This window comes from Acutalibacter muris (genome assembly GCF_002201475.1).
Classification (GTDB): Bacteria; Bacillota; Clostridia; order Oscillospirales; family Acutalibacteraceae; genus Acutalibacter; species Acutalibacter muris.
Genome location: NZ_CP021422.1, coordinates 3,549,512 through 3,560,581 on the forward strand (window position 1 = coordinate 3,549,512; position 11,070 = coordinate 3,560,581).

The 11,070-nt window shown below is 59.8% G+C and carries 11 protein-coding genes; 6 read left to right on the top strand and 5 right to left on the bottom strand.

Annotated elements, in window-relative coordinates; translation table 11 throughout:
• The first annotated feature begins 90 nt into the window (after positions 1-90).
• Genes ADH66_RS18175 through ADH66_RS18185 form a run of 3 tightly spaced genes read left to right on the top strand, consistent with a single transcriptional unit; the run spans position 91 to position 2,828 of the window.
• Entirely contained in the window at positions 91-855 is a 765-nt protein-coding gene (locus tag ADH66_RS18175; RefSeq protein WP_066537909.1) for a dienelactone hydrolase family protein, read from the top strand.
• On the top strand, positions 852-2,012 hold the full coding sequence (locus ADH66_RS18180; RefSeq protein WP_066537908.1) for an anaerobic sulfatase maturase: 1,161 nt from the start codon (positions 852-854) through the stop codon (positions 2,010-2,012). The genes ADH66_RS18175 and ADH66_RS18180 overlap by 4 nt, the downstream gene beginning before the upstream one ends.
• Before the next feature lie 15 nt (positions 2,013-2,027).
• On the top strand, positions 2,028-2,828 hold the full coding sequence (locus ADH66_RS18185; RefSeq protein ID WP_066537901.1) for an HAD family hydrolase: 801 nt from the start codon (positions 2,028-2,030) through the stop codon (positions 2,826-2,828).
• Positions 2,829-2,867: 39 nt separating this feature from the next.
• On the opposite strand, the gene ADH66_RS18190 is transcribed toward ADH66_RS18185, so the two are convergent.
• The 5 genes from ADH66_RS18190 to ADH66_RS18210 form a co-directional block, all read right to left on the bottom strand.
• A complete protein-coding gene (locus ADH66_RS18190) occupies positions 2,868-3,809 on the bottom strand; it encodes a TPM domain-containing protein (protein WP_207653014.1) in 942 nt (313 codons plus the stop codon).
• Between the two features lie 71 nt (positions 3,810-3,880).
• Positions 3,881-4,636 (bottom strand): hypothetical protein, encoded by a 756-nt coding sequence (locus ADH66_RS18195; RefSeq protein WP_066537898.1) that lies wholly within the window; start codon positions 4,634-4,636, stop codon positions 3,881-3,883.
• Between the two features lie 30 nt (positions 4,637-4,666).
• Positions 4,667-5,818, bottom strand: coding sequence for a toxic anion resistance protein (locus ADH66_RS18200; protein WP_066537895.1), 1,152 nt, complete (start codon positions 5,816-5,818; stop codon positions 4,667-4,669).
• Between the two features lie 83 nt (positions 5,819-5,901).
• Positions 5,902-7,161, bottom strand: a complete 1,260-nt coding sequence (locus tag ADH66_RS18205; RefSeq protein ID WP_084384368.1) for a 5-bromo-4-chloroindolyl phosphate hydrolysis family protein — start codon at positions 7,159-7,161, stop codon at positions 5,902-5,904.
• 34 nt (positions 7,162-7,195) lie between these two features.
• A complete protein-coding gene (locus ADH66_RS18210; RefSeq protein ID WP_066537892.1) occupies positions 7,196-8,116 on the bottom strand; it encodes a 1-phosphofructokinase family hexose kinase in 921 nt (306 codons plus the stop codon).
• Between the two features lie 146 nt (positions 8,117-8,262).
• Between ADH66_RS18210 and ADH66_RS18215 the strand changes: the two genes are divergently transcribed.
• The 3 genes from ADH66_RS18215 to ADH66_RS18225 all read left to right on the top strand — a co-directional run bounded on the left by ADH66_RS18215 (position 8,263) and on the right by ADH66_RS18225 (position 11,066).
• Positions 8,263-8,616, top strand: coding sequence for a hypothetical protein (locus tag ADH66_RS18215; protein WP_066537889.1), 354 nt, complete (start codon positions 8,263-8,265; stop codon positions 8,614-8,616).
• A gap of 111 nt (positions 8,617-8,727) precedes the next feature.
• A complete protein-coding gene (locus tag ADH66_RS18220) occupies positions 8,728-9,729 on the top strand; it encodes a glycoside hydrolase family 18 protein (protein ID WP_066537886.1) in 1,002 nt (333 codons plus the stop codon).
• Positions 9,729-11,066 (top strand): alpha-L-fucosidase, encoded by a 1,338-nt coding sequence (locus ADH66_RS18225; protein WP_066537884.1) that lies wholly within the window; start codon positions 9,729-9,731, stop codon positions 11,064-11,066. Before ADH66_RS18220 ends, ADH66_RS18225 begins: the two co-directional genes overlap by 1 nt.
• Positions 11,067-11,070: the final 4 nt, after the last annotated feature.

Below are 11,070 nucleotides of genomic sequence, written 5' to 3' on the forward strand. Positions count from 1 at the left end.
CGGGCTTGGGGCTTGCCGCAGGCAAGAAAAACGGTTGCAAACTCAACTAAAAACAACTATAATAAAAGAAAAACCAAGGAGGACCAGCATATGTGGAACAACTTTCAAACCGACGCCTATGAGGGCCTGATCGCCGAAACCATCAGCGTTACCGGCCACGGCGGCAAACCCGTCCGCGCCTATTACTCCCGGCCCCTAGGGGAGGGCCCCTTCCCGGGCATACTCCTTATCCACCACATGCCCGGCTGGGACCAGTTCACCCGGGAGACTGCCCGCCGCTTTGCCGCCCAGGGCTACAGCGTCATATCCCCCAACCTCTATGAGGACTTTGGCCACGGCACCCCAGAGGAGGTGGCGGAACGGGCCCGGGAACAGGGCGGCATGGTGGACAAGGACGTGATGGAGGACTGTGACGGCGCCTTGAGCTTCCTGCGCAGCCAGCCAAACGCCAGCGGCAGGGTTGGCGTTATCGGGATGTGCTCCGGGGGTAGGCATACCTTTTTGGCCGCCTGCACGCTAGAGGGCATCGACTGCGCCGTGGACTGCTGGGGCGGCGGAGTGGTCTGCCCGCCGGAGCAGCTTACTCCTCAGCGGCCGGTGCAGCCTTTGGACTACGCGGAGAAGCTCATCTGCCCGCTGCTGGGCATCTTCGGCAACGAGGACTGGAGCCCCACTAAGGAGGACGTGGACGTTCTGGAGGCGCGGCTTAAAGAGCTAGGCAAGGACTATGAGTTCCACAGATACGACGGCGCGGCCCACGGTTTCTGGTACTACCACCGGCCCATGTACAAGCACGAGCAGGCCATGGACTCCCTCGAGAAGGTGCTGGCCTTCTTTGAAAAGCACCTGAAATGAGCGGGGAAAAGCGGCCCTTTGTGGTGATGGCAAAGCCAGTGGGGTCACGGTGCAATATGCTCTGCTCCTACTGCTACTACCTGGAGAAGGGCAAATATTCCTCGCACAGAAAGCAGGGCCGCATGAGCAATGCCCTGCTGGAGCAGCTTATAGAGCAGGCAATAGCCGCAAGCCCCGGCCCGGAGGTCTCCTTTGTCTGGCACGGGGGCGAACCCACCCTGGCGGGGCTTGGCTTCTACCGGCGGGCGGTGGAGCTGCAAAAGAAGCACCTGCCAAAGGGCTGGCAGGCCTGGAACAATTTGCAGACCAATGGCCTGCTGCTGAATAAGGAGTGGTGCCGGTTTCTGAGGGAGAACCGCTTTGACGTGGGCCTGAGTATTGACGGCGGCGAAACCGTCCACGACGCTAACCGCCGAGACCTTGGGGGCAGGCCAACATACGAACGAGTCCGCCAGGCGGTGCGGCTGCTGCATGATGCGGGCATACAGCCCGATTTATTGTGCACGGTGAACGCCGCCACGGCGGCGGACCCGGAGGGAACCTATAGGGCGCTGGAGGAACTGGGCTGCGTGTGGGTGCAGTTCATGCCCATCGTGGTAAAGCTCCCTGAGGGGAGCTTCTCTGCGGAGTCGGTCACGCCCGAGGGGTACGGGGACTTTCTCTGCCGGGTATTTGACCTGTGGGTACATAGCGGCCTTGGGAAGCTTGACATACAGCTTTTTGCCGAGACGTCCAGGATACTGGCGGGAGGACAGGCCAGCCTTTGCTGGATGGCCCCACAGTGCGGCAGGGCCCCGGTGGTGGAGGAGGACGGAGGTGTTTACGCCTGCGACCACTTCGTTGACCCGGAGCACCGGCTGGGCACACTGGACGGCAAGGAGCTTTCGGACCTGCTGGGCTGCTCCGCCATGGAGGACTTCGGCAGGGCAAAGCGCGAAAATCTACCTGCCGAGTGCACAGAGTGCCCTTGGTATAGATTCTGCGGTGGCGGCTGCCCGAAGGACAGGTTTAAGGGCTCGTCCTATTACCTGTGCGGGGGACTGAAGCGGCTGTTTGCCCACAGTGTGCCGGTGCTGGAGCGCCTTATGGAGCTGAGCCGCCAAGGACTTGGGCCGGGGACCATCATGAAGCGAATCTCTGAGGGAAACTTAATATAGAAAGGGGAAAGCACAATGATTAAAGCGGCATTTTTCGATATCGACGGCACCCTCCTGGACCATTCCGGAGATAAAAGTATATTCCACGATTCCGCCGCAGCGGCTCTGACTGCTCTACAGCGCAAGGGCATAAAGGTGTTCGTATCCACCGGCCGGGGACCCGCGCTTCTGGGGGAGATACGAGAAATGTTCCCCTTTGACGGCTTTGTTACCTTTAACGGCCAGCTGGTGCTGGAGAGGGACGGTACTATACTGCACCGCCTTGGCCACAGCCCAGAGGAGGCGCGAACCCTAGTTGAGCTGGCCCGGAGGGCTGGCCTTCCCGGGATGGTGATGGGCGAAGGAGAGTCCTGGCCTCTGATTGACGCCCCACAGGTGCGCGGACTCTATAAGTGGCTGGGCCAGGAGTTCCCGCCGCTGTACGACACGAAGCTGGCGGAGGAGAAGCCCGTTATACAGCTTACCCTCTATGAATCCCAGGAGACGGCTGGTAAGGCCCTCTCCCCAGTGAAGGGGGCCGAGGTGGTGGCCTGTGGGCCGGGAATGGTAGACGTGATACCCAAGGGCGGCGGCAAGGAGGCCGGGCTGGAGGCGGTCATCAGACATTATGGCTTTAAGCGTGAGGAGACGGCGGCCTTTGGAGACGGCATGAACGACCTGGGGATGATAAGATGGGCCGGGACTGGGGTGGCCATGGGCAACGCCGAGCCCGAGGTAAAGGCCGTGGCGGACTATGTCACCACGCCGGTCTGGGAGGACGGCGTTAAGAACGCGCTGCTCCACCTGGGCATACTGACAGACGGAGATTTCCAGTAAATAGAGAAACCAGGGGCCCATAAGGGTCCCTGGCCTTTTTTACCGTCTTCCGGCTCCGCCGCCATGAGAGCCTCCGCCCCCATGGAAACCGCCGCCACCGCCGAAGCCCCGGCCGGCTCCGCCGCCGTGGGAGCGTCCACCGCCGCTGAAGCCTCCCCGGGAGCCTCCACCAAAGCCGCCGAAACCTCCGAATCCGCCGGGCCTATGCCCTCCGGGCGGCGGGGGCGGCGGGGGCGGCGGGGGCGGGCCCCAATAGGTCCTGCGGCGGCCGTTCAGCATACTGCCAAGCCACATACCCCGCCAGAAGCCTCCGCCACCGCCACCACCTCTGGGCCCGCTGCCGCCGGAGCCCCTGAACAGGCTGAACACGAACAGTAGGACCGCCACGATGACCACCACCCGGACAAGGGCAAAAGCAATCGTCTTCAGCTCCCGAAGCCCGCTGAAACCCCAGTCCTCGTCCCAGTCCTCATCGCTGTAGTCATACTCCTGCCCGGGGGCGGGGGCCTCCCTGCCGGGGCCACTGTCATAATAGGAGCGCAGCTCTGAAATAAGCGCGTCAAAGGTCTTCTTAACCCCCGCGTCATAGTCCCCGGCGGCAAAGTCCGGCTCCAACTGTTCCTCCAAAATATCACTTAGAAAGAGGGTGTCGAAATAGTCCTCTATGCCATAGCCCGCCTGGATATAGTAGTTCTCCTCGCCTATAGCCAACACCAGAAGTATGCCATTATTGCGCTCCTGGGAGCCTACACCCCAGGAGTTAAACATCTTATAGGTATAGTCCTCGATGTCCTGTCCGCCCAGGAAGTCCACCGCCACCACCACGATCTCCCCGCCGCACTCCTCGAAAAGCTCCTGGTTCTCGGCAATTATTCTGCGCTCGGTGCCCTCGGAGAGCACTCTGGCGGTATCAAGCACGTATTTATTGTCCGGCCGGTCGGGCACGGCGGCAAGAGCCGCCGGGGATAGCCAGATAACCATAACAAGTGCTAAAACTACGCTGCACCTTCTGCAAATGGCACGGTTTTTCATCACGTCAAAGGTTTCCTTTCTCAGTTAAAAATACCGTCCAGCACGCCGTCTACGAACCCCTCTACGCCGCTCTCGACCCCGTCGGAGAAATCGTCGGCCCACTGGTCCACCCGCTGCTCAAAATCGTCTATATCCGGGGCCCCCGGCGCCTCCGGCGGGGCGGGAATATCCTCCACCACCGTCTCGGCGGCCTCCGCCGCAGTCACAGGAGCAGAATCCTTCGCCGCCGTGGCAGAGCTGAAGTCCGCCATGGGCTTCACCAGCGCCATGGGCGCAAGGCTCTTCACCTTGGCGTTAAAGGCACGGGCCTCCTCGTTATAGCTGCTGCGATTTATCTTGTCCTGCTCTGACTTCATCTGCTTTATCATTTGTGTCGGGTATTTCCTGTCCTGCTCGCTGAGCTCCATACTATCAAGGGCCTCGGCCAGGGCCTGGGCGGGGGCGTCCAGGGCAGCGTTGGCGCCGGCCTCCTGGATATAGGTATAGTCGTCCGACCAGGCGTTCTCAGAGGCCTTCACACAGTAGTCCAGGGAATCTATAAGCCCCTCCAGCTCCGGGTTCTTGTCCTTATAGCGTCCCGCCAGGGTGATGAGGTTATTTGCGGCCTCCCGCCGCTTCTCTAGGCCGTCATATATGGAGTACCCGGCCTGGTCGTAGTAAAACGTGCCGCTTACGTCCTCGCGCACGCGAGACAGGGAACGGTTTATGCCCAGGGGTATTGAGGCGGCAATAGCCACCCCCATAAATATACCCGCCATCAGATTCCTTTTATTCATAGTCCAAAAGCCCCCGCTTTCAAAATTTTATCAGGTGTGTATGTCAAGAAGCTTCTGCTTCAGCTCGCCCTCAAGCCGGCCTATCTCGGCTTCGGCGGCGCGGCGCTTGGCCCTGCCCTCGTCCTGTATTTTCACCACCTCGTCCAGGGTCTGGATAAGGGAGAGGTTGGTGTGGCGCAGGGTCTCCATGTCCACAACGCCCCGCTCGGTCTCCCGGGCGGTTTCAATGGTGCTCATCTTCAGCTTGTCGGCGTTTTTGCGAAGGAGCTCGTTGGTCATGTCGGTGACCTCCTTCTGGGCCCGCACGGCCTGCTCTGAGTGGGCAAGGCCCAAAGCCAGCACCATCTGGCTCTTCCAAAGTGGGATGGTGTTTACAAGGGTGGACTGTATCTTGTCGCTCATGAGCTTGTCATTATTCTGCACCAAGCGTATCTGTGGGGACATCTGCACGCTCACCATCCGAGTCAGCTCCAGGTCGTGGAGCTTCTTCTCGAAGCTGTCGCACTGCTGGGCAAAGTCGTTGGCCGCCTGGGCGTCCTCGGCAAGACCGGTCTGTTTCGCCTTCTGCTTCATCTGCTCAAGGGTAGTGGCCCGCTCCTGCTGAAGCTTCTTCTTGCCCGCTATGATATACATGGTCAGCTCCTTGTGGTAATTGAGGTTCATGGAGTAGAGCTGGTCCAGCATCACCACGTCCTTCATCAGCTGTACCTGGTGCTTCTCAAGGGCCGCGGCTATCTTGTTCACGTTGGTCTCGGCGCTGTCGTAACGGGACTTCATGGCGATTATCTTGTTGCCGGTGTTCTTAAAGCGCCCGAAAAAGCCCCTCCTCTCCTCCTCGTCGATGTCAAAGCCCTTGAGCTCCACCACAAGGTTGGATATCTGGTCGCCCACCTCCCCCAGGTCCTTGGTGCGCACATTGTTGAGGGCCGTGTCGGAGAAGTTGGCTATCTTCCGCTGGGCTGCAGAGCCGTACTGCATGACCATGGTGCTGTTTTGCAGATTGATCTTCTGGGAGAAGTCGTCCACCATCTTCTGCTCCTCGGGGCTTAAAATACTCTCGTCCAGGGTGGTGGGCTTCGCCCCCTCCTGGGCCTGGGGCTCCTCGGGCTCCGCTCCCTCCAGGGTCAGGGTAGGGGCCGCCGGGGCCTCCTGCTCAAGGGTAAGCTTTATCTCGTTTTCCATCGTTTACACTCCTCTTTCTGTAAGTTTATTTTAATCCGGGCATTTTACATATCATATTACAAATTCTTAATAATTTATAAAATCTACCCCAGCTTCGTCCCCTTTTTCTCCTCCACGAACCCCTCCTGCTTGAGCATGGTCTCAAACACTGTAATATCCGCCGAGATATCCATAGCCTCGTCGGTAAACAGGGAGTCCAGCTGCTTCTCGAAAGCGTCGGCCACGGTGTGCATCATGCCGGCGATATTGAACATGGTGGAGGTGATGTTCTCCCCCTTCACGGACTGCTTTGAAAGCTGCTCATAGCTGTTAAGGAGCTTTAACGTGGTGGGCAGATAGTAGCTCATGAACTTGCGTATCTGCGGGGCCTTCTGCGGGTGCTTTGCGATATAGTTGAAGATGTCCGCCGAAGCCCGCTCCATGCGGTCGATGTCGGCGGAGAGGGCCTCGTCGGGGATGGCGTCGTTAGCTGCCCGCAGCTGCCTTAAGTAGCCGTGGCCCTCGTCGATTATCTTATCCACTTCGGGGTTGCCGGTCTGGGACTTCTTCTCGGGCTCGGGCTCCTTCTTGGCTTCGGGCTCGGGCTTGGGCTCCGGGACAGGCTTCGGTGTTTCTATGGGCACAAACTCCTTTTTTCCTCTGAACAAGGTCCCGGACAGAAAAAAGATAAGCGCCATCACCAGGGCGAACACCGCCCACTGCGGTATCTCCATCATTTGGAAGTTCATAGCGTATATAATAGCCGCCACGCCCGTAATATAGTATTTTGCCGGGCTACCCCTGCGCACCACCTTCATGGGGACGTTCCCGCCCGGCTGGAAGCCGCGTCCTGCCTGGGGCATCTTAGGCGGCGGGGCGGGAGTCACCCCCTTTGGGGGGTGTACGTTGTTGTTCCAGCCCCAGCCGGGCTGGCCTGGGCGCAGGGGCTGCTGCTGTCCCGGCTGTGGGTGGTGGTTCTGGGGCGGGTTAGCCTGGGGCGGCTTGGTCTGTGTGGTCGCCCCGCCTGAGGGCGCGGCCTTCCCCTGATAGCGGTAAGTATAGTGATAGCTGCCGTCGTTTTCACCGGGCCGCTGTGCCTGTTGGGCTTGCTGGGCCTGGCTCTGGGCCTGCCGCACGCTCTGGGCGGCGGACTTCACCGCCGGGGCAACCGTGTTCAGCGCGTTGTCCAGCCCCGCCGCAGCCTTGCCCAGGCCCTCGGCCAGCTTGTCAGCGGCGGGTATCCCGGCGCCTGTCAGGGTCTTATACATCTGTGAGGAGCGGTACTCTTTTTCTACAGGTCTCTGGTTCTGGTTCATCCCGGTCTCCTTTCGGTTTGGAAACGCATCTCTTGAATATGGCTCCATTACTATTTTACGTTTTCTTTGGCTCTATGTCAACTTAATTTTCTATTAAGAAATGCCGCCTATATAGCGTCTCCACCTGCTCCCCCTGCGCAATGCCCTCGGAGAACGCCGTGGCCGCCCCCGCGCATACAGCCCAGTCCAGGGCCTTGTCCATGTCCCGCTCCTTAATATAGCCGTACAGAAAGCCCGCCACGAAGGAATCCCCCGCGCCCACGGAGGAGACCTCCCGCCCCGGCAGCGCGGCCCGCTCAAGGAGCCTGCCCTCCTCTGTCAGCAGCAGGGCTCCGCCGCCGCCCAGGGTGACGGCCACATTCCGGGCTCCGAGCTCTTGCAGCCGCCGGGCGTGGGCTATTGCCGCCTCCGTGCCCTCCAGCCTTTCCCCAAAGACCTCCCCCAGTTCCTCCAGGTTGGGCTTTATTAGGAACGGTCCCTTTCGGACGGCCTCTATGAGCGCCGGGCCCGAGGTGTCCACCACCGTTTCCACTCCCCTCGGCGCGGCCCCCATAAGCCGGGCGTAAACCTCCTCCGGCAGAGAGCCCGGCACGCTGCCCGCAAGCACCAGGAGGTCACCCTTTTGAAGGCGGGCCAGCCTGTCCTCCAGCGGTCGGAGATCCCCAAGGGCAATCTCCGGCCCGCCTCCGTTCAGGGCCGTCTCGGGCCGGCCCTTTGGCAGTATCTTTATATTCACCCGGGTCAGACCCTTATGAAGCTCCATAAAGTCCGCCGGACAGCCCGCTCTCCCCAGCAGAGCTGTAAGCTCCCGGCCGGTAAAGCCCGCCGTTATGCCGGCGGCCACGGTCTCTGCTCCCAGGCTTTTAAGCAGCAGCGACACGTTCACGCCCTTTCCCCCGGGCAGGAACCGGGCGCTGTCATACCGGCACACCCCGCCGGGTAAAAACTCATCAGGCCGCACAAAGCAATCCAGGGCCGGGTTCAAGGTAACGGTATATATCAAGCTTTTTGCCCCCTTACGGCGTTTTTAGTTATTTAGCCGTTACTATTTTATCACGTAAAAAATCTTTTTGCAATCCATGTATTTTCCACGTATTCCCGTGCCACACTAAAGGCGAAACAAAACCTTACGGAAGAAAGGGATAATTTATGAAAACAAAGCGCTTTTTTATTTTTGCAGCCTGCTGCCTTCTCTGCCTGACCCTGACCGGCTGCGGCGACGGCAAGGTGCAGAGCACAGTTTCGCGGATAGGCGACGACGTAAGTAATGCTGTCAGCCGTGTGGAATCGGCGCTGGACCCCGATGATGATACCTCCAGCGGAGTCCCCACCGAGAGCGAGCAGAGCAGTATGCCCGGCTATACCAGCAGCCAGAGCGGCGATGTGAGCAACAGGGACGATGATGATGACGAGAGCGGCGCCGGAAGCGATACAATGAGCGACGGCCAGGTGAGCAGCGACGTGAACAGTGACCTTGAGAGCGAGGACACGAAGGATCTATAAATTGGAGGGGCGCGGCGTGCGCCCCTCTATTTTTTGTCCCGATTTTACTCGTTGCAATCCCGGGCGGGAACTGCTATACTAAGGCTAAAACCTCTGAAAGGTGTGTATGAGATGAAAAAGTATGTACTGGCCTATTCCATGAATCCCGGCCTTACCGTATTCACTCCCGAAGACCTTCAGGCCCTGACCCATATCAACCTGGCCTTCGGGCTCGTTAAGGAGGGCAGGCTCGACATAGGGCAGCTTACCAATATCGGCCTATGCGAAAAATTCAGGGACTGGAACCCGGATATAAAAATCATTCTGTCCGTGGGCGGCTGGGGTGCCGGGGGCTTCTCCACCATGGCCATGACCACAGAGGGCCGCAGGACCTTCGCCCGGTCCTGCCAGGAGGCCGTAGAGAAATATGGCCTTGACGGTATAGACATAGACTGGGAGTACCCCTGCAGCGATCAGGCCGGCATCGACTCCGACCCACGGGACCGGGAAAATTTCACACTGCTGCTAAGTGAGCTTCGGGAGGTCCTGGGCCCGCGCAGCCTGTCCATAGCCGCCGGGGCCGGGGAGTATTTCATAGAGGGCACCGAGATGGACAAGGTGGCTGGTCTTGTGGACTATGTGCAGATAATGACCTACGACCTGCGAAACGGCTTCACCCGCGAAGCCGGGCACCACGCCGCCCTGCGGGCGGGCAGGGGCGACCATAGCGGGCTGAATACCGTTGACATGGTGGAGATGTTCCACAAGGCCGGGGTGCCCATGGAAAAACTGGTGATAGGCGCGGCCTTCTACTCCCGGCGATGGACAGGGGTCAAAAACGAGAACCATGGCCTTTTACAGCCCGCAGAAAGCACCGGCCAGGGCGGCCCGGGCTACAGCGACATCACCGAGGAATTTATCAGAGAGAACGGCTTTACGAAATACTGGGATCAGGAGGCGGGCGCGGCCTACCTCTTTAACGGCAGCGAGTTTATAAGCTATGAGAGTCCCGAGGCCATAGCCCTCAAGTGCCGGTATGTTAAGGCGGCCGGGCTTTTGGGGCTGATGTACTGGGAGCAGGGCTGTGATACGACCCACGAGCTGCTGGGCGTTATCGGAAAGGAGCTGGGATAATGGAGAACAGCAGAGAGCTTGACAAGCGTTTAACGGCGGTGCGGCCCAGCCCCAGGCAGCTTGCCCACCAGCGGCTGGAATTTTATGGCTTCGCCCACTTCACCGTAAACACCTTTACCGGCCGGGAATGGGGCGACGGCACCGAGGACCCCGCCATCTTTAACCCCACTGAGTTCGACGCGGCCCAATGGGTCTCTGCCTTAAGGTCCGCCGGGATGCGGGGGCTGATACTGACCTGTAAGCACCACGACGGCTTCTGCCTCTGGCCCAGCAGGTACACCCGCCATTCAGTGGCAGCCAGCCCCTTCCGCGGCGGGCGCGGCGATATCGTCCGGGAGGTCTCCGATGCCTGCCGGGAGGGCGGGATAAAATTTGGCGTGTACCTCTCCCCCTGGGACCGCAACTGTTCCTGCTATGGGGCTGGCCGGGAGTACGACGACTATTTTGTCGCCCAGCTTACGGAGCTCCTTACCGGCTACGGTGATATCTTCGCCGTCTGGTTCGACGGGGCCTGCGGCGAGGGGCCGAACGGCAAACGCCAGGTATACGACTGGGAGCGGTACTATGAGACCGTGCGGAGGTACCAGCCCGGGGCCTGTATAAGCGTCTGCGGCCCGGATATCCGCTGGTGCGGCAACGAGGCCGGGAGCACCCGGGAATCCGAGTGGAGCGTGGTGCCAAGGCGTATGAGGGACACCGAGAAGATAGCCGCCAAAAGCCAGCAGTCCGACAACGAGGAATTCAGGCAGCGGGAGATAAGCGCCTCTGACATGGATCTTGGCAGCAGAGAGATACTTAAAAACGAGCGGGACCTTATCTGGTACCCCGCCGAGGTGAACACCTCCCTTCGCCCCGGATGGTTCTATCACCCGGAGGAGGACGATAAAGTTAAAAGCGCAGAGACCCTGTTCGATACCTATCTTCGCTCCGTGGGCGGGAACGCCACCCTCCTTCTGAACGTCCCGCCCACGCCGGAGGGACTCTTTCATCAGAACGACGCGGAAAGGCTCCGGGAGCTTGGGGACCGCATACGCCGGGCCTTCGCCGTGGACCTGGCCCAGGACGCGGCTGTCTCCGGAGACAGCCTGCACAGAACCATAACCTTCTCCCGGGAGACCGAGGTAAAGTACGTCGTGCTCCAAGAGGACATAACCAAGAGCCAGCGGATAGAGCGTTTCCATATTTCCGACGATGCGGGCCGGGCACTTTACAGCGGCACCACCGTGGGGTATAAAAAGATCGTGCGCCTTGAAAATCCCGTGCGCACGACCTCACTGCAAATACATATTGACAACTCCAGGCTCGAGCCTGTTCTCTCCTTCATAGGGGTATACTAAAAAG